Consider the following 23,154-nt stretch of genomic DNA (forward strand, 5'->3'; position numbering starts at 1 on the left):
CGCAGGGCGCGAGGAGGAGGCGGGCAATCCGGCACAGCCTGTCCGACGATGCGCGCCCGCAGGGCGCGAGGAGGAGGCGGGCAATCCGGCACAGCCTGTCCGACGATGCGCGCCCGCAGGGCGCGAGGAGGAGGCGGAGAGCGGGTCGCCAGGCAGTGTGAGAATACCGACCCTTCCGGCCCGCCAGATTGAAATCCGGCCGGTCCGTCAACCCAACCTGTGACAAGACTGCGAAAGGCGAGCCTGACGATGCCGGACGACGTCCGCCCAGGCCGTCGATAAAGGAGCCGTTGATGACGCGTCACGCTGCTGGTTACATAGGCGAACGGGCATTGGTTGTCACACGAAAGGCTTCGAGTAAGGGGTTCATCAGATGATCGGCGGCGAGGTGCCGGGCCGCCCCTCGGCGCTGGAGAGCGACGAACTCGTTCCGGTCGGGACGCCCATCGACCTGGAGAATTGTGCGCGGGAACCGATCCACATTCCCGGCCACATCCAGCCACGCGGGGTGCTTGCGGTGGTTCGCGAGCCCGGATTCGAGCTGCGCCAAGTCAGCGCCAACGTCGGCGAGCTGCTGGGTCGGTCCGTCGACGACGTGTTGGGAAAACACCTGTCCGCGCTGATCGGCGTCGAGCAGGCCGCACGGATCGAACACGCGGCGGCGGCTTTCGGCGACCTGCGGCAACGCAATCCTCTCGAGTGCCAGATCTACGTCGACGGCGAGCCGCGGGCATTCGACGCCATCCTGCGCCGGGAACCGGACGGGATACTGCTGGTCGAGCTGGAAATCGCCTACGGCGAGCGGCCTTTCTCCTTTCCGAACACTTACCAGGCGGTGCGCAGCTCCATCGAGGATCTGAACGGCGCCGCCACCCTGGCCGAGCTCTACGACACCACCGCCCGCGCGGTCCGCGACCTCACCGGCTTCGACCGCGTGATGGTGTATCGCTACGACCAGGACTACAACGGCGAGGTGGTCGCCGAGTCCAAGCGCGACGACCTCAACTCCTTTCTCGGGTTGCACTACCCGTCCACCGACATCCCCGCGCAGGCCCGCGCGCTGTACGAGAAGAACTGGATCCGGCTGATCTCCGACGTCGACTACACGCCGACTCCGCTGGTGCCGGCGGTGGATCCAGACAGTGGCCAGCCACTGGACCTGACCTACGCGACGCTGCGGGCCGTCTCACCCATCCACATCGAATACCTGCAGAACATGGGCGTGCACGCGTCGATGTCGATCTCGCTGCTGCGCCACGGCCGGTTGTGGGGCCTGATCGCCTGCCATCACTATGCGGGCCCGCACCTGCCGCCGTTCGGCACCCGGGCGGCGGCCGAATTCCTGGGTTCCACCTTGTCGCTGCGGCTGGTCGATCGGTTCGAGGACGACCAGTTGCACAAGCGGCTGGCCGCCCAAGCGGTGCTCACCAAGATCATCGCCGCCACCCTGGACGACGGCGAGCCGCTGCCGTCGGCCCTGCTCGGTGCGCCAAATCTGCTGGACCTGATTCCTGCCGAAGGCGTCGTCGTCAACATCCAGGGCGACCGTCGGGAGCGCGGCACGGTGCCGCCGCCGGACGTGGTGGCCATGGTCGCCGCCTGGGCCCGCGGCGCGGGCGAAGAGATCGCCAGCAGCGAAAACCTGGTGACCGATCTGCCCGCCCTGGACCTCGACCCGCAGTTGGCCGCCGGCGCGCTCGCGCTGAACCTGCCCGACGGGCAGTACGCCATCTGGTTCCGCCGCGAGGTGCTGCGTTCGGTGGACTGGGGCGGCGACCCGTACAACAAGGCGATCGCGGTCAACGAAGGCGATTCGGTGCGGCTGAGTCCGCGCAAGTCGTTCGAGCGCTGGCGCGAGATCGTGCACCAGCGCAGTGATCCGTGGACGCTCAGCGAAACCGAATCCGCGGAGACGCTGCGACGTCACCTGGTGGAGTCGCTGTACCGCCGCACCCGGGGTGCGTTGCGGATGGCCGAAACGCTGCAGCGCAGTTTGCTGCCCGAGTCCATACCGCGACTGGACAGCTGGCACCTGTCGGCGCACTACGAGCCGGCCGCGGGCGACAACGTCGGCGGCGACTGGTACGACGCATTCCAACTGCGGGACGGCCGCTTGGTCCTGCTGCTGGGCGATGTCGCCGGTCACGGCGTCGCGGCCGCGGGAATCATGGCGCAGTTGCGCAACGCCCTGCGGGCTCAGCTGTTTGCCGGCGCCGCACCCGCCGAGGCGCTCAACCAGCTCAACGACTTCTGCGTGCACATGCTGCCCAGCGCGTTCGCCACCGTTATCGCCGCCCGCATCGATTTGGGCTCGGGCCAGGTGGAGGCCGCATCCGCCGGCCACCTGATGCCGTATCTGACCGACGCCGCATCGGCAGCCACCCAGGCCCCGATCCGGATTTCGCCGCCGATCGGGATCCGGGGCGTGACCTACACGCCGAGCACGTTCGTGGTCGCGCCCGGACACGGGCTGGTGATGTACTCCGACGGGCTGGTGGAGCGCCGCCGCAAGTCGATCGACGACGGTCTCGACCGGTTGGCCGAGACCCTCAGCCGCGTCGGCAATGCGTCCGCCACCCGGATCTGGCGGGCGATGTCGACGGTGTTGGGCAACACCGACGATGACGTCGCCATCGTCAGCCTGCGCCGCCCCTGATCAGCCGCTGATCACCGATACCGAACCGGTCGTGTAGTTGGTGACGTACACCACGCCGGTAAGGGGGTCTACCGCCACGCCGTACGGCGTGGTACCGACCGGGATGGTGGCGCTGACGGTGTTGGTACTGGGGTTGATCACCGACACCGTGCCGTCGACGGCGTTGGTGACGAAGACGTAGCCATTGGTCTGATTCGCCGCGACCGCGAACGGCCCAGTACCCACTCCCACGGTGCCGGTGACGGTGTTGGTCGACGTGTCGATCACCGACACGGTTCCGCTGCGGCTATTGGCGACATAGACATTGCTGTCCGGGCCGACGGCAATTCCGCGCGGTGCGTCGCCGACATCAATGGGTGACCCGGTGACGAAGTTGGTGTTCGGGTTGATCACCGACACGGTGTCGCTGTTGTAGTTGGTGACGTACACGTTTCCGCCCGGGTTGGCCGCGATCCCGGTCGGGCCGTCGCCGACCGGGATGCTCGGTACGGCGACGGTGTTGGTGGCCGGGTTGATCACCGTCACTGTGTCGCTGGTGTAGTTGGTGACGTAAATGCTGCCGCCCGGGTTGGCGGCGACGCCCAACGGATCGGTGCCGACGGCGATGGGTGACCCGGTGACGGTGTTGCTGGGGGCGTAGATCACCGATACCGTGTCGCTGCCCAAGTTGGTCACGTAGAGATTGCCGGTCTGACTGACGGCTATCCCGTAGGGCAGGTTACCGACGGCGATGACCCCGTTGATGCTGTTGGTGGCGGGGTCGAGGATCGAGACGTTGCCACTACCGGAATTGACGACATACACGTTGCCGCCCGGGTTCACCACCACCCCGTATGGGCGGTCGAAGCCGTAGACGGTGGTCACGGTGCCGCCGGAACCACCGGCGCCGCCGACGCCGCCGGCCCCACCGGTCTGGCCGAGCGCGGCACTGCCGGCGCCGCCCGCGGTGCCCGGAGCGCTGAAGCCGGCGAGCGCGGCGCCACCGGTGGCTCCGGTTCCACCGCCACCACCCGCACCACCGATACCCGCGGCACCCGCGTGTCCGGTGGAACCCAAGAAGCCGGTCCCGAAGATACCGGCGGCACCCCCGGCGCCACCGAGGCCGCCGTTGCCGCCGGCCCCACCGGTGCCGCCAGAACCACCGGCGACGCCCCAGCTGATGCTGGCCGCGCCGTTGCCGCCGACGCCGCCGGTACCGCCGTCACCGCCCAATCCGCCGGCCCCGCCGTGACCGAACAACCCCCAACTGGCCCCGCCCGCGCCGCCGCGGCCACCCGCGCCACCGGCGAAACCGGTGTCGCCGGAGGCGCCGTTGACGCCCGAGGCAGCTACGGTGAGGCTCGCCGCCCCCGAGCCGCCGGCTCCGCCGTGTCCGCCGATCCCGAACAGCAGCGAGCGCCCGGCACCCCCGGCACCGCCTGCGCCCCCGGCACCGCCGGCTCCCGTCGTGCTGTCCGCCCCGTTTCCGCCGATACCGCCGGCCCCGCCGGCCCCGCTCCACCAGCCGCCGGCTCCCCCGGCCCCGCCGGCGCCGCCGGCCCCACCGTTGACGCCGTTTCCGCCTGCTCCCCCGGCGCCACCGCGCCCGAGCAGCCCCGCCGATCCGCCCTTACCGCCGGCCTGCCCAGCCCCGCCCGAACCGCCGGCACCACCGTTGCCCCACAAGAAGCCGCCGTCGCCACCGGCCTGCCCAGTGCCCGCGGCGCCGTCGGCTCCGTTACCGATCAACGGGCGCCCAAACAACCACTCCGTCGGCGCATTGATCACGTCCAGCAACGTCTGCAACGGCGCCACGGCGGCCGCCTCGGCCCCGGCATACGCGCCGGCACTCGAGTTCAGCGCTTGCACGAAGCGTTCGTGTGCCAGACCCACTTGCGCACCGACGGTCTGGAACTCCTGCCCGAATTCGCTGAACCAAGTCGACACCGCGGCCGACACCTCGTCGGCAGCCGCCGGCAGCACACTGATCGTGGCCGGAGCCACCGACGCCGCCGCCGACCTCACCGCCGAACCGATCTTGGCGGCGTCCGCCGACGCCGCAGCCAGCACATCCGTATCGACAACCAAGAATGAAGACACCAATATCTCCTAACTACGCCCGATGACAGCAAACTTCAAAAACAACAGCAACTGCGCTCCGCGCGTCAGCGGCCAGCCCCAGCACCCTGTCGCGCCTCCTCTCCGGGACGAACCGGCAAACTTTAAGTCAGGTCATGCGCTGATCACCGAGACGGTGCCGCTCTGGAAGTTGGCGACGTAGACCGCCCCGGTCACCGGGTCGATGGCCACGCCGTACGGCGACGAACCAACCGGGATGGTTGCGGTGACGGTGTTGGTGGTCGGGTTGATCACCGAGACCGTGCCGTCCGCTAGGCGGTTGGTGACGAAGACGTAGTCGCTGGTCGGACTGACCGCCACCCCGTAGGGAGAACTCCCAGCGGCGACGGTGCCGGTGACGGTGTTGGTGGCGGGGTCGATCACCGAGACCGTGCCGCTGGCGGTGTTGGTGACGTAGACATTGCCGCCCGGATTGACCGCGACGCCGTACGGACCGTCGCCGACGCCGATCGGCGATCCGGTGACGGTGTTGGTGGCCGGGTTGATCACCGACACCGTGTCGCTGCCGTAGTTGGCGACGTACACGTTGCCGCCCGGATCGACCGCCACTCCATAGGGGGCCTGGCCGACCCCGATGCCGGTCACCGTGTTGGTGGCGGGGTTGATCACCGATACCGAGTTGCCGGAGGCGTTCGTGACGTAGACGTCGCCACCCGGGTTGACCGCCACCCCGTAGGGAGTCTGCCCGACTCCGATGCCGCCGGTGACGGTGTTGGTGACGGGGTCGATCACCGCGACCGAGTTGCTGTTGGGGTTGGTGACATAGATATTGCCACCGGGATTGACCGCGATACCTGTCGGATTTGCGACGGGAATGCTGGCGACGACCGTGTTGGTCACCGGATCGATCACCGACACCGCGGCGCCGTTGGGGTTGGTGACGTAGACGTAGCCGCCCGGGTCGAGCGCGACGCCGTACGGGGAGTTCAGGCCCGAGATGGTGGTCACCGTGCCGCCGGAGCCGCCGGTTCCGCCTACACCTCCGGCCCCGCCGGACACCCCGACGGCGGCGCTGCCGGTGCCGCCAGCAGCGCCGAAAGCGTTGAAGCCGGCCGTCGCGGCGCCACCCAGGCCCCCGGTGCCACCAGAACCGCCGGTACCACCCACACCGGCGGCACCGGTATGCCCGGTGGCGCCCAGGAAGCCCGTCCCGAAGAGACCCGCCGAGCCACCGGCACCGCCTGCCCCGGCGTTGCCGCCGGCGCCCCCGATTCCACCGGTCCCGCCGACCACACCCCAGGTCGTGCTGGCCGCGCCGGTTCCACCGACACCACCCACCCCGCCGTCGCCGCCGGCGCCACCGGAACCGCCGACACTGAACAGACCCCAACTTGTCCCGCCGGCACCGCCCCGGCCGCCGGCCCCGCCGGTGTATCCGGCGGCACCGGTGGCGCCCGCCGCCAAACTCGATCCGCCGTCACCACCGGCTCCGCCGGCGCCGCCGGGTCCCCAGAACACCGCCCGCCCGACACCTCCGGCGCCACCGGCACCACCCGCGCCCCCGGCACCGGTCGTGCTGTCCGCGCCGATCCCACCGACACCACCGGCTCCGCCGCGACCGGCCCACCAGCCGCCGGCTCCGCCCGACCCGCCAGCCCCCGCGGCGCCACCGTTGAGACCATCTCCGCCGGCTCCGCCGGCACCGCCACGCCCGAGCAGCCCCGCGGATCCACCCTTGCCACCGGCTTGCCCGGCCCCGCCCGAACCACCGGCACCACCGTTACCCCACAGGAAGCCGCCGTCCCCTCCGGCCTGCCCGGTGCCCGCGGCGCCGTCGGCTCCGTTGCCGATCAATGGGCGCCCGAACAACCACTCCGTCGGCGCGTTGATCACATCCAGCGCGGTTTGCAACGGCGCCACGTTGACCGCCTCGGCACCGGCATATGCCGCCGCACTCGCGGACATGGTGCTCACGAACCGTTCGTGCGCCAGCCCCACCTGCGCGTCCAGTGTCTGGAACTCCCGGGCGAAGTCGCCGAAGAAGTTCGACACCGCCGCCGACACCTCGTCGGCGGCCGCCGGCACCAAGCCCACCGTGGCCGGCGCCGCCGATGCTGCCGCCGACCTGACCGCAGCACCGATACCGGCCAACTTCGCCGACACCGCCTCCAGCGCCTCCGGAGCTGCAACCACATGCGACGACACGAAGGCCTCCCGACCAGAACTCGACGGCACCGAACCTCGGCGCTCAGCAACCGATCGCCGCACTCCAAAAACCGGATTTCGACGGCTCTCAGGACCCGGATACGGCGCAGACTGAAATTAACTCAGCGCACTGTCGGGTGCTCTGGTAACAGACCAAAAGCCTTGCGCTACTTTGAAATTCCCACCAATAGGGGGATCAGGCATCCACCGATAGGGGGAGCCGTGGTCAGGCGCTCCCCGCGTTGAGCGGACCGCTGCGCCGACGCGCGGATCTACCTGTCGAGCAACGACTCGGTGGCGGCCAGCAGCGCGCAGGTCGACAGCCCGTCGACGGCGTCGCGCAGGTCCGGCAGCGACGGGAACGACGGCGCGATCCGGATGTTCTTGTCGTCCGGGTCCTTGCGGTACGGGAAGGACGCACCTGCTTCGGTGACCGCGATACCTGCGTCCTTGGCCAGCGCGACCGTGCGACGCGCAGTACCCGGCATGACGTCGAGGCTGACGAAGTAACCGCCCTTGGGGTCGGTCCACGAGGCGATCTTGGACTCCCCGAGCCGCTGTTCCAGAATCTCGGCCACCAGCGCGAATTTCGGCGCCAGGATCTGCTGGTGCCGCTGCATGTGCAACCGGACGCCGTCGGCGTCGCCGAAGAAGCGCAGGTGCCGCAACTGGTTGACCTTGTCCGGGCCGATCGACTTCTTCGCGGCGTACTGCAGGTACCAGGCGATGTTGCCCAGCGATCCGCCGAAGAAGCTCACACCGGCACCGGCGAAGGTGATCTTCGAGGTGGAGGCGAAGATGTAGGGCCGGTTGGGGTTGCCGGCCTTGGTGGCCAGTCCCAGTACGTCGACCTGACGGATGAACTCGTGGGTCAACGTGTGCACCGCGTACGCGTTGTCCCAGAACAGCCGGAAGTCGGGGGCCGCCGTCTGCATCTGCACCAGGCGGCGCACGGTCTCCCACGAGTAGGTGATCCCGGTCGGATTGCCGAACACCGGCACCGTCCACATGCCTTTGATCGCCGGGTCGGCGGCGACCAGTTCTTCGATCAGGCCGACGTCGGGGCCGTCCTCGAGCATCGGGATCGGGATCATCTCGATGCCCAGCGTCTCGGTGATGGCGAAGTGCCGGTCGTAGCCGGGTACCGGGCACAGGAACTTGACGGCAGGTTCTTTGATCCAGGGCCGCGGCGAGTCGACGCCGCCGTGCAGCATCGAGAAGGTGACGACGTCGTGCATGAACTCCAGGCTGGCGTTGTTGCCGGCGATCAGGTTCTGCACGGGTAGGCCCAGCAGCTCGGCGAAGATCGCCCGCAGGCCGGGCAGGCCGTGCAGGCCGCCGTAGTTGCGGGTGTCGGTACCCTCCGGGTCCCTGTAGCTGTCCTTGGATTCGTCGCCGGGCAGGCTCAGCAGCTGGTTGGACAGGTCGAGCTGCTCGGGTGCCGGCTTTCCGCGGGTGAGGTCCAGCGCGAGCTTCTTGGCTTGCAGTGCCGCGTACTCCTGCTGGTGGCGGGCATGCACCCCGGACAGTTCGTCAGGGCTGAGGGACTCGAACGACACCATGCGGCCCTTTCGCCGTCAGAAACGAAATCAGACGTGATCTCACAGAGGGGACCCCGCGCACCCGACAGAGTCCATTGACCCTTGCTGCCTTCCGGCCCTGGGGGAGTTCACAGGATAGACGCCGCGCGGGGTCCATCGGCGAGTGTAATACCTGCGATCGGACGCCTCGGCGACGGCTTGGAGAGGCCGGTCGGCAGGTCCAAGGGACACTCGACTCCGTTCAGCCGCTACCATGACCACGGAGGATTCGCCTAGTGGCCTATGGCGCTCGCCTGGAACGCGGGTTGGGTTAACAGCCCTCGCGGGTTCAAATCCCGCATCCTCCGCCAAACGGTCCGCCGTGTGACCAGGGACGATACCGGTCCCGGTCGACTTCCGCGGCCTGAGCAGACCAGCCTGAGGAGGGGTATGGGGCGCAAAGTCGCCATGCTGTGGCACGCGTCGTTCACGATCGGCGCCGGCGTCCTCTACTTCTATTTCGTACTGCCCCGATGGCCCGAACTGGTGGGCGACACCAGTCAGGGGCTGGGGATGGCGCTGCGCATCGTCGCAGGCGTGCTGATCGGGTTGGCCGCGCTGCCGGTGGTGTTCACCCTGTTACGCACCCGCAAGCCCGAACTGGGCACACCGCAGTTGGCACTCACGATCCGAACCTGGTCGATCGTGGCGCATGTCACCGCCGCAGTCCTGATCGTGGGCACCGCGATCAGCGAGAACTGGCTCAGCCTCGACAAAGCCGGCCAGTGGTTGTTCGCGATCTACGGCGCTGCCGCCGCGATCGCGGTGCTGGGCTTCTTCGCGTTCTACCTGTCGTTCGTCGCCGAGCTTCCGCCGCCTCCGCCGAAACCGATCAAGCCGAAGAAAGACAAGAAGGAAAAGAAGCGCGGCCTGCGCGGGAAGAAGCGCGGCGCGGTCGGCGAGTCCGACGATCACGTCGCTGACGACGAAGACGAAGACGACGAGGACGAGGTTGCCGACGCCGAGGACGACGGCGTCGAGGCAGCCGAGGCCGAGGAAGACGCCGAGACCGTCGCGGCGAAGACCGAGACCAGCCAGACCGTCCCGGCTGACACCGAGGTGGCCCCCGCGGGCGTCAACCTGGAAAAGGACGAGAGCCCCGAGCCGGAAACGGTCGCCGACGAGGACACCGAGGCCGCCACGGCGGAAACCGTCGAGGCACCGGTGCCCGACTCGTCCGGGCAACCGCGGCTACGCAACCGCCGTCCGACCGGCAAAACCTCCCATCGCCGCCGGCGCACCCGGGGTGGCGTCGCGGTCGACGAATAACTCCTCGGCCCTCAGACCAAAACCACCGGGATATCGGTGTTCTCGTCGGTGTGGTAGCTCGCGCACACCCGGTGGTAGCCGTCGGCGATCTGCAGCGGGACACCTTTGGTGTAATCGCCGCGCACCAGCAGGATCGGCGAGAGCGGCTGACCCTTCTTGATCTTGGCCAGATCCGCGGCGACGTGCGGATTTTCCTCGGGCAGCAGCCGTAACCGCGCGGCCCGCAGGATGTCCTTGGCCTTCTTGTGCACGATGCTCGCAGCGCGCAGCTTGTCCGTCACGTCGTTGACGGTGTGCATGTCGGCGAGCAGGGCGAGATAGTCGGCGGCGGCTGGAAAGTCGTGGTCCTCGGGCTGTTTGAGCCACTTCACACTTGACATGCCGCCACCATAATTGGGATCGGTAGCGAGCGCGGCGGTCTGTACTTCTGCCATGACGACGCCAACGGGGCGGCGCATGACGGAAGGAAGTTCGATGAATCGTGTTATCGCGGCTGCGATCGGCACCCTTGGCTGCGCGACGGTGCTGGTGGGGTGTTCCAGCGGCGGCCACACGGCCGGCCCGGCGTCCAACGGCCCGGCATCGAGTATTTCCGCCGGCGGCGGCGCCACCGAGGTCAAAGTGGGCGGCACCGACCTGGCCGGGGTCAACCCGTCGTCGGTGACCTGCGTCAAACAGGGCGGCAAGATCAACATCGGCAGCGGGGCCACCAACGGCCAGCAACAGGCACTGGCGGTGGTGATGACCGACGCGAACCCGCCCACGGTCGACTCGCTGGCTCTGGTCGTGGACGGCAATGCCCTGTCGGTGGCCGACAACATGGGCAGCAAGGTCGGCTCGGCCAAGGTCGCGGTGGAGGGCAAGACCTACACCATCACCGGGCAGGCGCAGGGCGCGGACCTGAGAAACCCGCTGGCGGGCATGATCACCAAAGACTTCAGTATCAAGGTGACCTGCGGCTGATGAGGGGTGATCCGGCGCGGCGGGCATACAGTCGATGCCCGCCGCGCCGGACTTATGATGCAGCCGTGTCGATCCGCGACGAGCTGGAGCGCGCGCGGGACTTGGCGTGCGCCGCCGACGAGGATTCGGCGCGGGATCTGCTGTTGTCGCTGATGCCGCTCATCGAGCACGAAGATCGCGACGATCTGCTGTTGGAGGTCTTCGCCCAGCTCGGTGAGATCTACCTGGTTCGGGGCGCGAATGACGGTGTGCGCGAATGCATTCGGCGCATCTTGGGGCCGCTGGCGATCTATCGTGGGATCCTCGCCGGCACCCGGCCGGACGCTGCCGCCCTGGTGCAGATGCCGGGTCCCGCGATCGCGCACCTGGTGCAGCGCTATTCCCGGCGAGCAGGACTTCTCCGGGTCGGGTTGGCCGCGGCGCAGGGCGATCACGAGGGCGCCGCAACCGCTCTGGCCGACCTGGACGACGGCGACGATACTTTCGCCGATCTGGCCGACGAGCACGGTCTGCTCTTGCTGCACGCCCGGACGCTGTGCGCTGTCGCGCTGTGCGACGACGACCTGCAGGTGCGGTCGGTCCCCCTCTGGGACCAGGTGCTCGAGGCGTTGAACCGCGGCTTCGGCAGCTCGATATATGCCGAACATCTCTGGGTTTCGGCGGCCACCGGCTACGGCAGATTCTGCGTCGAGACGGGACGGCTGGCCGAAGCCGAACCATGGCTGCGGCGCGCCGGCGCGCGGGCGAACGCCAACGGGTGGGAACTCGACAGTGCCCGAACGCAATTGGAGCGCGCGGCGGCGGGCTGGTCGCTGGGCGATCACACCGCCACCGAGCGGCTGGTGTCGGAGGCCTATCCGGTGATCGCCCGGTACGCGCGTGCTCACGATGTGTCGCGCTGCTGGCTGTATCTGGGCCTCACCCGATTGGCCGCGGGTGCGCTGGAAGCCGCCGACGAGTGCTGGGAACACGCCGAGCGGCACTGGCGCGAGCTCGGCAAGCCGTTGCACCTGCACCGTATCCTGTTGCAGCGCAGCTGGATCGCGATATTCCGGGGTCGCTTCGCCGAGGCGGTCGAGCTGATCGCGCAGGCCCGGGAGTTGCTGGACTCGTCGCCACGCAGTAGCTGGCTGCAGTACGCGCTGCTGGACAATCACCTTGGGGTGGTGTGGCGGGCCGATGCGCTGGCGGACATGGGTTTCGACGGCTCGGGCGATCCCGACGAGACACTGCGACAAACCGAGGCACGCCAGGCCACGTCGCTGGGACTGCTGCACGGCGAGGTCGGCACCCCCGAGCACCGGCGGGCGATGACCAAGCTCGAGCGGGCCGCCGACCTCAAGGTTCCCGCCGCGCTGGCCGTCGACTCGGTTCGCTACTCGATCGCCCACGCCGATGCGAGAAGCTCGTGGGCGCAACGCGTCTCGGCGCCGGTACTGGCCGGCGCGTTCGCCGTCGCGTGGGAGTGGGAGAACTCCGAACTGGTCGCCGAACTGGTCGAGTACCACAGTGCCCGAGGAACTTTCGTTGATCAGCCACGCCGTGCGGCCATCGCCGACTGGGAGGCGACGGCGACCCCACCGGCATTCGTCGACATCGGCGACGGACCCGCCTCGGGTCCGCTTTCGCTGACCCGGCTGGGCCCGCTGCCCGCGCTGCGGATGCAGCCCGACGCGCAGCCGATCCTGGGCAGGTATCGCGCGCTGGCGCACCAGCGGTACGGCCGGGAGGTCACGGCCGCCGGGCCGGCCTGGTGCACCTGGCCGTGACCGAGATGCTGATCCTGCGCTACGCCGACGTGGGGATCGCCACCTACGCCAGCTTGCGAGTCGTCGGCCGGCCGCCGGTGACCTGGGTGGTGGAGGAACCGATTCTGTTGGCGGCCTTGCAGGAAATCACCGATGCACTGCCCGAGCCCGTCGGGTCCGAAGGCCGTCGCGAGGCGATCGCACGGGCGCTCACCCGGGGACCTTTCGCCACACCGGATTCCGAGCTCACCGTCGCCTACATCCTCGGTGTGCTGCTGATCGCCACTGCCGGCTGGCAGCTGCTGTGGGAGTGCCTGACAGGGTCGACGGGACCGCGCCCGACGCTGTTCGTCTCGCCCAGCGCGCGGCTGGCCCGGGTGCCCTGGGGTCAACTCGCCTTACCGAAATCCGGGCCCACCGACCAGGAATTGGTGCGCGCCCGGCAGGAAGCCATCACCGCCGCCGGCCGGGGCGCAGCCCGAATCCCCTGGCAACTGGCCGATATCGACGCGCATACCGACGGCTTCCGGTTGATGGAATTGGTCGACGTGCTGCTGGCTGTGCCCCAGCACATCGTGCACACACCGCGCGCGGCAGTGACATGGCAGTCCCGTCGGGATCGCCCACCGCTGCTGATACTGGATCCTCGGGTGCCGGGCCAGCGTCCCGACTCGGCCCTGGGTTCGGTGCTGGGCAGGCCTTCGCAGCAGACTCCGCTGGCCCGCTACTACGGCGACATGATGGGCCGGCGGACCGTGTTGCCGGACGCCGACGCCGCGGTCGAGCTGTTCCGCCGCCAAGACGCCGACCGCCGCTGGCTGGCGGAAATGCTTGCGCAACAACCAAGTCGGCTCCTCTATGTCGGGCACGCCAGCTCAGCCGATGGCGAGGCGGGTCACGCCGAACGGGCCGCGCTGCACTTGGCGTGTTCGGCGGCGATGCCCGGGAACGCCGCGCCGATCGGCGACCACCGGCCGTTGACGGCGTCGGACCTGATGGCGGCCAGGACGCCGATGCCGCCGCGAGTGGCGCTGTTGGCCTGCGCGTCCGGTGGTGACTATCAGTTCGACGAGGCGACGGGTCTGGTGGCCGCGATGATCCTCGGCGGGGCACAGTTGGTGACCGCCACGCTGTGGTCGCTGCCCACCACCGCCGCCTACCGGCAATTCGGCTCTGGGGCGGACGATTCCGCCGATCCGATGGCCGAGTTGGTGACGGCCGTGGACAGCGCGCATCAGGAAGACGATGCGGGGTGTGCCGTGAACCGTTGGCAGCGTGCGCAAATGCGGCGCTGGCGGGACGGCGATGTCACCGCCAGTCCGTTGTTCTGGGGTGCGTTGGTGACGTTCGCCGTGGATGGTGCGCGGTGAGTCAATATCCTGGGTCCATGAGCGCCGATCCGCAGGCGCCGGCCTCCGCCGGTGTGGGACAGCCTCGCCGCGCGGTGATCGAGCAGGCGTGGCGTGCGATCGGGTCCGGGGTCGAGGTGCTCAGTGCCGACGACGGTGGCCCGCTGACCCGGACCCTCAAACGCATCATCGACCCACTGGTGCTGCGCCTACGGTCCAACCCGCAGTATTCGGCACCGGTCGTCGCGGCCGACGCGGCCGCCGCAATGAGCAGCCTCATTGCCCAGAATGCAGACCAATTGCGTTGCACCGCAGCTTGGTTCGACTTACTGAAGGCCGAGCGCCGCCGGTTGCGGATCCGCAGCGGCAACGCTCAGGAGCTGTACTTCCAGGTGTGTTTCGAGCTCGCGGTGACCAAGGGTGCGCCGACGCCTCATGATCGTCAGACCGCCGCCGAGGTGCTGGGCGAGATCCACCGGGGCCGGGACCGCACCGCGATCGAGGTGCTCAACGACTACATCGCCGACGCCGAAGTCGTCGCTGCGCTCACGTCCCAGCTGCACCGCAGCTGGCGGGATGTGCGGGCCGAAGATCTGGTGCTCGAACCGTTTCTGGCCGAACTGCGGACCGTGCTCGGCCTCGCGCACGGACACAACGCGGCCACCGCACGCCAGCGGGTCTGGTCGGCGATGGTGGTCGACACCACGCCATACAACCTGGGTGCACTGGCCCACGGGGCAACCGCCGAGCTGCCGTGGTCGATAGTTGCGCTGGGTCTGAGTTCGGTTGCGCCGCAACGACCACCGCAGATCACCGGAGAATCCGACGGCGATCGGCCGTTGGACCGGACCGTGCTGGACCGGGTACGCGCCACCTTGCGGCGCGCCCTGGACCGCGACGCGCTGCCCGACATCCCGATGCTGTGCGCCGAGGAGGTCGACCGCTCCTGCGCGCCCTGGGGTCTGCTCGGCGAGGACAAGCAGGCCACGCTGGTGGCCGGCATCGAGGTGGCCGTCGAGCTCGCGCCGCTGGACCGCGCCGTCACCAACCGGTACGCGCTGGCCGCCCGGATCCAGGCCCGGCTGCGCAAGGAGGCCTACGTTCTGCACGCGCGACGGTATCTCGCCGACGGCGGACCGATTCATCCGCGCCAGCAACAGGTGGTTGACGAGCTGGCCGCATTCGCCCAGCCCTACCTGAGCCGGCTGTGGGCACGGCTGCACGGGCGCGACGTCTGGCAGGAGCCCTGCGACGACGTCGAAGACGTCCGTACGCTGCTGGACGGCGTGGCCCGATCGGTGAGCCTGGACCATCGCCAGCGCATCAAGTCGATGCTGGAACTGCAGGCGGCCGGATGAGACTGGTCAACGAGCCCGCACCGCCCTCGCCGCTGGTCGCGGCCCTGGAAGTCGCCGGGGCCGTGCTGGTCTGGACCGTGACGGACCCGGCGGATGACGTGCAGGTCGCGTTCACCGATCCGGATCGGGCGGACTGGCTGTGGCGTCTGGTAGGAACCGAGGGGCATCTGGCGATCGCGTCGGGCGCGGACGTCGGCGGCGTCGACGTGGTGCCCGGGTCACTGGCGCCGCTGCACAGACTGGCGGTCGGACATTGGTTGCGGCGATGGTGGCCAGCGAGCCGGCGCGACGGCATCCCGGGTCTCGATGCGGCGCTGCTGGACGTCGAGGTGGCGCTGCTGACCGTCGCCGCGCAGGCCTTTTTCTCCGACGACACCCTGGACTCCGACGTGGCCGGGTTGCTCGCCCCGCACGCGGTGACCCTGATCGCCCTGCTGGGTTCCGGCGATCGCCGGGTACGGGAGCTGGTGCGGGCGGGTGCCGAGCTGGCCGAGGAGATCGGTGTCGACGGTATCGGTTGGGCGGAACTGTTTGCGGCCGTCGATGATTCAGCCTCGGCACCGGCGTTACAGCAACGGCGTCGGGACGACTACGCGCTGGCCGCGGGCTCCGACGCCGGCCCGGGGATCGCGGCGGCGATCGGCCGCGGCGTCGCCTCGATCAACTGGGCCGCGGTGCCGCCGGGCATCTTCGACGCGGCCGAGGACACCGTCGACTGGCGCGTCACCGCAGCGGGTCCGACGGTGATCGCCGAAGTCCGCGCCGCCCTCATCGGCCCGCACCCGGCGACCGACATCACGGTGCGGGTGCGGTCCGGGAACGTGACCGGCACCGCCGCCCTGGACGCCCGGGGCCGCGCCGCTGTCGCGCTCTTCGACCGCCGGCAGCACGCGTTGACCGAATCGGAGGCCTGGGATCACGACTGGCCGTCGACATCGGTGGTCGTCGGCGCCGACGTCAGCGAACCGCGGGAAATCCGGGACCGGATCCGCCGCTGGGTCCGAGCGCGGTTGGACGAACCGCCGCAGGACGCGTTCCTGGCCGAGATTCTGGCGGCCGAATCCTCTTACTGAGCGCGGTGCGCTTGCCTATGCTGAGCGAGTGCCCAACAAATATCGCGTCGTGCAATGGACCACCGGAAACGTCGGCAAGAGCTCGTTACAGTCGCTCGCCGCCAACCCCCAGTTCGAACTGGTGGGATGCTACGCCTGGTCCCCGGAGAAGGCCGGTCGCGATGCCGGCGAACTGGTCGGCATCGAGCCACTCGGGGTGACCGCCACCAACGACGTCGAGGAACTGCTGGCCCTCAAACCCGACTGCGTGGTCTACAACCCGATGTGGATCGACGTCGACGAGCTGGTCCGGATCCTTTCCGCAGGCGTGAATGTGGTGACGACGGCGTCGTTCATCACCGGGCACAACCTGGGCGCCGGCCGCGACCGCATCCTCGAGGCCTGCGAGAAGGGCGGTTCGACGATGTTCGGGTCCGGCGTGAGTCCGGGCTTCGCCGAGCTGCTGGCCATCGTGTCGGCGATGGTGTGTAACCGGGTCGACAAGATCACCGTCAACGAGGCCGCCGACACCACCTTCTACGACTCGCCGGACACCGAGAAGCCGGTCGGGTTCGGTCAGCCGATCGACAACCCCGACCTGCCCCAGATGGCGCAGAAAGGGACAGCGATCTTCGGCGAGGCGGTCCGGCTGGTCGCCGACGCGCTCGGCGTCGAACTCGACGAGGTGCGCTGTGTCGCCGAATTCGCCCAAACCACCGAGGACCTCGCGATGGAATCGTGGACCATCAACGCCGGATGCGTTGCGGGCGTGTACATCAGCTGGCAGGGCATCGTGGGCGGCAACACCGTCGTCGACCTCAACGTGCGGTGGCGCAAGGGTCAGACCCTGGAGCCGGACTGGAAGATCGACGGCGACGGCTGGGTGATCCAGGTCGACGGCCAGCCGACGGTGACCACCAAGGTCGGCTTCCTGCCGCCGCCGTATTTCCAGGCCACCACGCTCGCCGAGTTCATGGCGCTGGGGCACATCATGACGGCGATGCCCGCGATCAACGCGATCCCGGCTGTGGTCGCCGCCGCCCCGGGTATCGCCACCTACGCCGACCTGCCGCTCACCCTGCCCCGCGGGACGGTGCCAACCAGCTAGCCGCCAGCAGCCTTGCCCTCGCCTGAATGAAGCTATCGGCCTGCGGGTATGCAGCAGAACATGGCTGCAAACAGGGCAGGGAACAGGTTGAGCAACACGGCGCAGTACTGGGGCGGCCGGGCGAAGGAAACCGTCGGCCGACTCACCGGTGACCGGCGCACCGAGTACGAGGGCAGACTCGACCAGGTCAAAGCGAACGTCAAAGACGCCGGGAACCGCGTCGCGCACTCGTTCCGCCGGCGGCGGCGAAGTTTTTGATCCGCCCGTGATCGGGTACTCGGGCTGAGTCCACGAACGCGACCAACAAGGAGCGACATGAGCGGCGAAGACAAAGCGAAGAACAAGATCGAGGACCTGGGCGGTCGCGCCAAGGAGGCCGTCGGCAAGGTCACCGGCGACCGCGACACCGAGAACGAGGGTCGCGTCGACCAGGCCAAGTCGAGCCTCAAAGACGCCGGCGAGAAGATCAAGGACGCATTCAAGAAGTAAATCGCGGCCCAATCACCGGCTGTCCCGCGCGAGCACAACGTTAAGTCTCTCTCGCGCGGGACGGTCCGTGGCCGAACATATTTCGCGCAGCGCGCAGGACAGGTACACCTCATGAACAGCACTACACCGATTCGCCGCATCGCCGCGGGCATCGGCGTCACCGCAGTGCTCGGCGCTTTCGCGTTGCTGTTCGAGCCCGCTCCAGAGGCCGGCGCCGCGCCGTGCCCGGATGTCGAAGTGATCTTCGCCCGCGGCAGCGGCGAGCCACCGGGCCTCGGCAGCGTCGGCGGCCCCTTCGTCGATGCGCTTCGCGCGCAGCTCGGCGGGCGGTCGCTCGGGGTGTATCCGGTCAACTATCCGGCCAGCACCGACTTCGCCAGCCCGCAGTTCGCGTCGTCGGTGATCGACGGAATTCGGGATGCCGGCAGCCATGTCCAGTCGACGGCAACGAATTGTCCCAACACCAAGCAGATTCTGGGCGGCTACTCCCAGGGCGCGGCCTTGGCCGGTTACGTCACCGCGGCCGCCGTGCCGCCCGGAGTTCCGGCCGCCGCGGTACCTCAACCGCTGTCCCCGGACGTCGCGAATCACGTTGCCGCCGTAGCACTATTCGGGACACCCTCGTCGGAGTTCCTCGATCAGTACGGCGCACCCCAGATCGTCATCGGGCCCGCTTACCAGGCCAAGACCATCGAGCTGTGCGCCGACGGGGACAATATCTGCGCGGGCGGCGGCACCACTCCCACCGTGGCGCACACGTTGTACGCCGTCAACGGAATGGCCGGGCAGGCAGCGGATTTCGCGGCCGCCCACCTATAGGGGCCTAGTTCGGTTCGCTAGTCGGGTTCGTCGTCGTCTTGCGGCGGCGGCAGCGGGGGCGAGTTCTTCAACCAATTCCGCAATCGGAACAGCCCGTTGATGACGATGCCCAGGCCCAACAAGACCAGAGCCCCCACGATTATTGCTGTGGTCACTGCTCCATGGTGGCAGGTTCAGCCGGGGACTTATGTCAGGCCGGGGAAACCTCGAGGCCGACGTGTACTTTGTCGATTCCGCCGCGGACGATCGAGTGTGCATAGAACCACCAGGCGTGGTACCAGTAGCGCCGCAGCACCGCGTGGTAAACCCGCCTCGTTTCGGACTTCGGCAGGATACGCGCGACGCCCGCCACGGCCTCACTCTTCGGGCTGCCCAGGCCGCCGCTCTTGGCGATGGTCACCCGCGGCGTGTTGCGAATCCGCTTGACTTTCCAGGAATCGTCGTCGGTGATGACCAGCAGGCGGTCCCCCTCGGGCACCCCCCAGATGGCGGTCGGCTTGGGGCGGCCGTCCTTGGTGAATGTCGTCAACAGCAGGTATTTGGACTTGATCACGTCTTGGAAGCTGACGGCCACGGCGGGTGTTCCTCCTGGAATAGAAAGTTCAGAAAGTGAACTACCCAACGGGTGATTCGCGGAAACCCAAGCCCGATGTGGCCGAGGGCACAAGCCGATTGCAGAATGCAAGCATGCATGTTCTGATCACCGGAGGCACGGGGTTCGTCGGCGGCTGGACCGCCAAAGCCATCGCCGACGCCGGGCATTCCGTCCGGTTCCTGGTGCGCAAGCCCGAACGTCTGAAGACTTCGGTCGCCGCACTGGGGGTGGATACCTCCGACTACGTCATCGGTGACATCAAGGACGGCGAGTCGGTGCGTAAGGCACTCGAAGGCTGCGACGCCGTCGTGCACAGCGCCGCCCTGGTGGCCACCGACCCACGGCAGACCCCACAGATGCTGGCCACCAACATGGAGGGGGCCCGCAACGTGCTGGGGCAGGCCGTCCAGCTGGGCCTGGACCCGGTGGTGCACGTGTCGAGCTTCACCGCCCTGTTCCATCCGAACCTGCCGACGCTCACCGCCGACCTGCCGGTGGTCGGCGGAACCGACGGCTACGGAACCTCCAAGGCCCAGGTCGAGATCTACGCCCGCGGCCTGCAGGACGCCGGCGCGCCGGTCAACATCACCTATCCCGGCATGGTGCTGGGACCGCCGGTGGGTGACCAGTTCGGCGAGGCCGGCGAAGGGGTCCGAGCGGCGCTGCAGATGCACACCATTCCCGGCCGCAGCGCCGCCTGGACGGTGGTAGACGTGCGTGACGTGGCAGCGCTGCACGCGGCCCTGCTGGAGCCCGGTCGCGGACCGCGCCGCTATATGGCCGGAGGTGAGCGGGTCGCGGTGGCGGATCTGGCGAAGATGCTGGGCGACGCCGCCGGCACCCCGATGATCTCGGTTCCGGTTCCCGACTCCGTATTGCGGGCTGCTGGAACGCTTTTGGATTTTGTGGGACCGTATCTGCCGTTCGACAACCCGTTCACCGCCGCCGGCATGCAGTACTACACCCAGATGCCGCAATCCGACGACTCGCCCGCCGAACGTGATCTCGGGATCACTTTCCGCGACGCCCGCACCACCATCGCGGATACGGTCGCGGCGCTGCGCGACGCCTGACCGAACCGACCGGGGTCAAGGCACGGTGCGGGGTCAGGAACCCCGGGGATGCTCGCTGACCAGGCTCAGGTAGCGCATCGCCGGCGGTGGATCTGTATGGACCACAACGGGTCTGGACATTTTCCCGGAGTCCAGGGCGGCGCGCAGCGTGGTGCGGGCGGTCTCGACGTCGGTGTCGATCTCGTAGAGGGTGATGAAGGACTCGCCGTCGGTCTGCCAGCGCCGCGCCGACACGAACCCGTCGACGGCGAGCATCTCGGGAATGTGGACCTCGTCGTGCCAGCGGTGGTATTCGTCGACCACATCCGATGAGGCGGGCTTGCTTTCGACGAAAAGTAGGGACTTGGTCACTGCGGTTCCCTTCGGGCTATTGGATCGGCTCGTCACCGAGAACGGTGGTGCGCAGCATCTCGCGCGGTGAATCGGGGTCGTAGGGAGCCGCCCGGTGCAGCACCCCGCGGTTGTCCCAGATCACGGTGTCGCCGACGGACCAGTTGTGGCTGTACACCCGCTCCGGCACGGTCGCCCGGTCCAGCAGCTCGGCCAGCAACGCGCGGCCCTGGTCCGGATCCATGCCCACCACGTAGTCGGCAGAAGCGCCCAGTACCAACGACTTCCGGCCACTGCGATGGGTCCACACCAGAGGGTGCTCGTGAGTGGGCCGGGATCGCCAGCGCGCCAGCTGTTCGGGGGTCGGGTCGGGGGTGACGCGCCGTTGCGAGGCTTCCAGCGAGTGCACCACCCGCAGCGTCCCGTAGCGCTGCTTCTCTTCGTCGGTCAGCGCGTCGTAGGCCGCATAGGAGTTCGCGAATTCCGTTTCGCCGCCCCGTTCGGCGACCTGCACCGCCGACAGCACGGTGGCTTTCTGCGGGCACTCGTCTCCGGTGGGCGTGCAGCCGTCGATGTGCCAGTCGAAGGTGGCCTTCAAATAGGCCGCCGAGGAATTTTTCGACCGGTCCAGCGTGATCGGGTAGATCCCGGCCACCGGATGGTGCCCGTCGGAGGAGTGGTCGACCTCACCGAGGCGGCGGCAGAAGGCGACCTGAGTCTCCGGGTCGAGCCCCAGGTTGCGAAACACCAGAACTCCGTTGTCTTCCAACGCATCCAAAATGGCCGCGCCGAGTGCGTCGTCAGTCAGCCGGTCCGGATTCAGGCCGGTGACCTCGGCGCCGACCGAATCGCTGAGCTTGGTGATGGTGAGCAGACTCATTGTTTTTTCCTTGCACTCTCGTTACGGCCACGGTTCGCCGGTGCGGTTCATCACGGCGTCGGCGGCATCGGTCGGGGCGGGCTGGTGCATGATCTCCACCGCCATGGCGACCATGATCAGCGAATAGATCAGGTGCAGCAGGTTGAGCGCGTCGTCGGGCAGGTTGTCCAGCTCGAACTTGTCGCAGTACTCGATGGCTTCTTCCAGGCGCGGCAGAAATGCGTCGTGGAACCGGTGCATCTCGGCCATGGTGCTGGCCAGCCGCTGGTTCCAGCGTTCGGTTTCGGTTGCCAGGCACCAGGTTTGGGCATACTCCTCGAACTCGGCGAAAGCGCTGGGCAGCAATGCATCCGACATGGTCACACCCCCGCCGGCTGCCGCTCGCGGCGGTAGGCCTCGACCCAGTCGACCACCACCTTGTGCAGGTGGCGCACCAGGATCTCCTGGTCGTTGAGCGGGAAGTCCTCGACGATCCCGTATTCCAGCGCGGCCTGGGTGCCGCCGAGCATGCCGGCGTCCTGCAGCGCAAATTCCTTGAGCACCACCGAGGCAACCTCGTGTTCGATCCGTTCGCGCACGGTGCGCGCCGGGTGGAAGTAGGTGTAGGCCTCGAAGCGGTGGGTGTTGTAGGAGGTCGGCCAGTAGCGGTAGAGCAGATACCAGCCGCCGTAGATCAGGATCTCGGTGTTGGGGAAGATCTGGAAGTTGCTGATCCCCCACGGCTCGATGCCGCCCGGGTTCAGACCCGCCGGTAGTTCGCCGATATCCGGCGTGCGCCACGGACCGACCAGACCGCTCTTGGTGGCCCGCTCGATCGGATACATGTAGTCGGGCGGCAGCAGCCAGCGCCGCCGCCCGGCCGTCGAGACCAGCCGGTGCGGACCGTCGAGTTGGAAATGGCCGCAGGTGAATCCGGCGTTGGGGTCACGCACCTCCGGCGGCACCTGCTGCGGGTGCAGCGACGGCACGTGATAGTACTCCTGGAACGCGTCGGCGAAGATCTTCCAGTTGCTGTTGTTGTGCGCGACCCATTCGTAGCGTTCGGTCAGCTTGTCGAACGGGTAGCCGTCCAGCCCGGTGACCATCGGGCCGAGGAACTCGCGCAGGCTCTGTCGCGGCTCGGGATCGAAGTTGACGAAGACGAACCCATTCCACACGTCGCAGTGCACCGGGGCCAGTCCGTGCCGGGCCGGGTCGAGGTCGAAGAACTCCGCGGACTGTTGCACATAGGTGAGCGCGCCGTCCAGGCCGTAGCGCCAGCCGTGGTACTTGCAGGTGAACTGCCGGCAGGTGCCGCGTGTCTCTTCGTGCGGAAAGTCGTTCCACACCAGTTTGTTTCCGCGATGCCGACAGACGTTGTAGAAGGCCCGGATCTGCTCGTCGCGGCCCTTGACCAGGATGATGGAGACGCGGGCGACCTCGATCTCCTTGGTCAGATAGCTACCGGCCCGCGGCAGCTCCTCGACGCGGGCCACGTTCAGCCACGCCCGCTTGAAGACCGCCTCACGTTCCAGCTCGTAGAATTCGGGCGACGTGGAATCGGCGAAAGAGACCGGCCCCGTGCCCAATTCGGGATAGTGCTCGGTCCAGGAACCCTCGGCCGGCCTGCCCTCTCGCGTCAT

22 protein-coding genes, 1 tRNA gene, 1 other RNA gene and 2 pseudogenes are annotated in these 23,154 nt (G+C 68.3%); 13 read left to right on the forward strand and 13 right to left on the reverse strand.

The window, feature by feature from the left end:
- Positions 1–373: 373 nt before the first annotated feature.
- Entirely contained in the window at positions 374–2,656 is a 2,283-nt protein-coding gene (locus MKCMC460_RS00175) for a SpoIIE family protein phosphatase (protein ID WP_236978842.1), read from the forward strand.
- On the opposite strand, the gene MKCMC460_RS31625 is transcribed toward MKCMC460_RS00175, so the two are convergent.
- The 6 genes and pseudogenes from MKCMC460_RS31625 to ffs all read right to left on the reverse strand — a co-directional run bounded on the left by MKCMC460_RS31625 (position 2,657) and on the right by ffs (position 8,619).
- Positions 2,657–3,460, reverse strand: coding sequence for a YncE family protein (locus tag MKCMC460_RS31625; RefSeq protein ID WP_370653208.1), 804 nt, complete (start codon positions 3,458–3,460; stop codon positions 2,657–2,659).
- Positions 3,434–4,735: pseudogene (locus MKCMC460_RS31630) on the reverse strand (PE family protein); the annotation flags it as partial. The gene MKCMC460_RS31625 and the pseudogene MKCMC460_RS31630, both read right to left, overlap by 27 nt.
- A 132-nt stretch (positions 4,736–4,867) precedes the next feature.
- Positions 4,868–5,566, reverse strand: a complete 699-nt coding sequence (locus tag MKCMC460_RS31635; protein ID WP_370653209.1) for a beta-propeller fold lactonase family protein — start codon at positions 5,564–5,566, stop codon at positions 4,868–4,870.
- Positions 5,549–6,919: pseudogene (locus MKCMC460_RS00185) on the reverse strand (PE domain-containing protein); the annotation flags it as partial. The pseudogene MKCMC460_RS00185 and the gene MKCMC460_RS31635, both read right to left, overlap by 18 nt.
- Before the next feature lie 272 nt (positions 6,920–7,191).
- Entirely contained in the window at positions 7,192–8,478 is a 1,287-nt protein-coding gene (locus MKCMC460_RS00190; RefSeq protein ID WP_236978844.1) for an aminotransferase class I/II-fold pyridoxal phosphate-dependent enzyme, read from the reverse strand.
- Positions 8,479–8,522: 44 nt separating this feature from the next.
- Positions 8,523–8,619, reverse strand: an RNA gene (gene ffs, locus MKCMC460_RS00195) — signal recognition particle sRNA small type.
- Between the two features lie 102 nt (positions 8,620–8,721).
- Between ffs and MKCMC460_RS00200 the strand changes: the two genes are divergently transcribed.
- A tRNA-Ser gene (locus tag MKCMC460_RS00200) sits at positions 8,722–8,810 on the forward strand.
- Between the two features lie 79 nt (positions 8,811–8,889).
- Positions 8,890–9,768: a hypothetical protein gene (locus tag MKCMC460_RS00205; RefSeq protein ID WP_236978845.1), complete on the forward strand. Its 879-nt coding sequence runs from the start codon at positions 8,890–8,892 to the stop codon at positions 9,766–9,768.
- An 11-nt stretch (positions 9,769–9,779) separates the two neighbouring features.
- Here the strand turns inward: MKCMC460_RS00205 and MKCMC460_RS00210 are convergent, their stop codons facing one another.
- Positions 9,780–10,148 (reverse strand): hypothetical protein, encoded by a 369-nt coding sequence (locus MKCMC460_RS00210; protein ID WP_236978847.1) that lies wholly within the window; start codon positions 10,146–10,148, stop codon positions 9,780–9,782.
- 94 nt (positions 10,149–10,242) lie between these two features.
- Between MKCMC460_RS00210 and MKCMC460_RS00215 the strand changes: the two genes are divergently transcribed.
- The 9 genes from MKCMC460_RS00215 to MKCMC460_RS00255 all read left to right on the forward strand — a co-directional run bounded on the left by MKCMC460_RS00215 (position 10,243) and on the right by MKCMC460_RS00255 (position 18,654).
- Entirely contained in the window at positions 10,243–10,731 is a 489-nt protein-coding gene (locus MKCMC460_RS00215) for a lipoprotein LpqH (protein ID WP_236978849.1), read from the forward strand.
- A 65-nt stretch (positions 10,732–10,796) separates the two neighbouring features.
- The gene (locus MKCMC460_RS00220) at positions 10,797–12,500 is read left to right on the forward strand and encodes a hypothetical protein (protein ID WP_236978851.1); all 1,704 of its coding nucleotides are present in this window, start codon (positions 10,797–10,799) and stop codon (positions 12,498–12,500) included.
- Positions 12,501–12,505: 5 nt separating this feature from the next.
- On the forward strand, positions 12,506–13,849 hold the full coding sequence (locus MKCMC460_RS00225; protein ID WP_236984483.1) for a CHAT domain-containing protein: 1,344 nt from the start codon (positions 12,506–12,508) through the stop codon (positions 13,847–13,849).
- 17 nt (positions 13,850–13,866) lie between these two features.
- Entirely contained in the window at positions 13,867–15,186 is a 1,320-nt protein-coding gene (locus tag MKCMC460_RS00230) for a hypothetical protein (RefSeq protein ID WP_238305156.1), read from the forward strand.
- Positions 15,183–16,259, forward strand: a complete 1,077-nt coding sequence (locus tag MKCMC460_RS00235; protein ID WP_238305157.1) for a hypothetical protein — start codon at positions 15,183–15,185, stop codon at positions 16,257–16,259. Before MKCMC460_RS00230 ends, MKCMC460_RS00235 begins: the two co-directional genes overlap by 4 nt.
- Before the next feature lie 28 nt (positions 16,260–16,287).
- The gene (locus MKCMC460_RS00240; RefSeq protein ID WP_236978861.1) at positions 16,288–17,346 is read left to right on the forward strand and encodes a dihydrodipicolinate reductase; all 1,059 of its coding nucleotides are present in this window, start codon (positions 16,288–16,290) and stop codon (positions 17,344–17,346) included.
- Positions 17,347–17,433: 87 nt separating this feature from the next.
- Positions 17,434–17,604 (forward strand): CsbD family protein, encoded by a 171-nt coding sequence (locus tag MKCMC460_RS00245; protein WP_236978862.1) that lies wholly within the window; start codon positions 17,434–17,436, stop codon positions 17,602–17,604.
- A gap of 57 nt (positions 17,605–17,661) precedes the next feature.
- Positions 17,662–17,835, forward strand: a complete 174-nt coding sequence (locus MKCMC460_RS00250) for a CsbD family protein (RefSeq protein WP_236978865.1) — start codon at positions 17,662–17,664, stop codon at positions 17,833–17,835.
- A 111-nt stretch (positions 17,836–17,946) separates the two neighbouring features.
- Positions 17,947–18,654: a cutinase family protein gene (locus MKCMC460_RS00255; protein WP_289624958.1), complete on the forward strand. Its 708-nt coding sequence runs from the start codon at positions 17,947–17,949 to the stop codon at positions 18,652–18,654.
- A gap of 17 nt (positions 18,655–18,671) precedes the next feature.
- Here the strand turns inward: MKCMC460_RS00255 and MKCMC460_RS00260 are convergent, their stop codons facing one another.
- Positions 18,672–18,809 (reverse strand): hypothetical protein, encoded by a 138-nt coding sequence (locus MKCMC460_RS00260; protein ID WP_236978867.1) that lies wholly within the window; start codon positions 18,807–18,809, stop codon positions 18,672–18,674.
- 35 nt (positions 18,810–18,844) lie between these two features.
- Positions 18,845–19,228, reverse strand: coding sequence for a PPOX class F420-dependent oxidoreductase (locus MKCMC460_RS00265; protein WP_236978869.1), 384 nt, complete (start codon positions 19,226–19,228; stop codon positions 18,845–18,847).
- 113 nt (positions 19,229–19,341) lie between these two features.
- Between MKCMC460_RS00265 and MKCMC460_RS00270 the strand changes: the two genes are divergently transcribed.
- Entirely contained in the window at positions 19,342–20,322 is a 981-nt protein-coding gene (locus MKCMC460_RS00270; protein WP_238305159.1) for an SDR family NAD(P)-dependent oxidoreductase, read from the forward strand.
- A gap of 33 nt (positions 20,323–20,355) precedes the next feature.
- Here MKCMC460_RS00270 and MKCMC460_RS00275 read toward each other — a convergent pair whose 3' ends face one another.
- From MKCMC460_RS00275 to MKCMC460_RS00290, 4 genes are read right to left on the reverse strand one after another with little or no spacing between them, the layout of a single operon-like run.
- Positions 20,356–20,673, reverse strand: a complete 318-nt coding sequence (locus MKCMC460_RS00275; protein WP_236978871.1) for a hypothetical protein — start codon at positions 20,671–20,673, stop codon at positions 20,356–20,358.
- A gap of 16 nt (positions 20,674–20,689) precedes the next feature.
- On the reverse strand, positions 20,690–21,532 hold the full coding sequence (locus tag MKCMC460_RS00280) for a TauD/TfdA family dioxygenase (protein WP_236978873.1): 843 nt from the start codon (positions 21,530–21,532) through the stop codon (positions 20,690–20,692).
- Between the two features lie 21 nt (positions 21,533–21,553).
- Positions 21,554–21,889 carry a hypothetical protein gene (locus MKCMC460_RS00285; protein WP_370653048.1) on the reverse strand — a complete coding sequence of 112 codons (336 nt, stop codon included), beginning with the start codon at positions 21,887–21,889 and terminating at the stop codon, positions 21,554–21,556.
- 2 nt (positions 21,890–21,891) lie between these two features.
- Positions 21,892–23,154, reverse strand: a complete 1,263-nt coding sequence (locus MKCMC460_RS00290) for an aromatic ring-hydroxylating dioxygenase subunit alpha (protein WP_238305160.1) — start codon at positions 23,152–23,154, stop codon at positions 21,892–21,894.

Source organism: Mycobacterium sp. 20KCMC460, assembly GCF_022179425.1.
Lineage (GTDB): Bacteria > Actinomycetota > Actinomycetes > Mycobacteriales > Mycobacteriaceae > Mycobacterium > Mycobacterium kiyosense.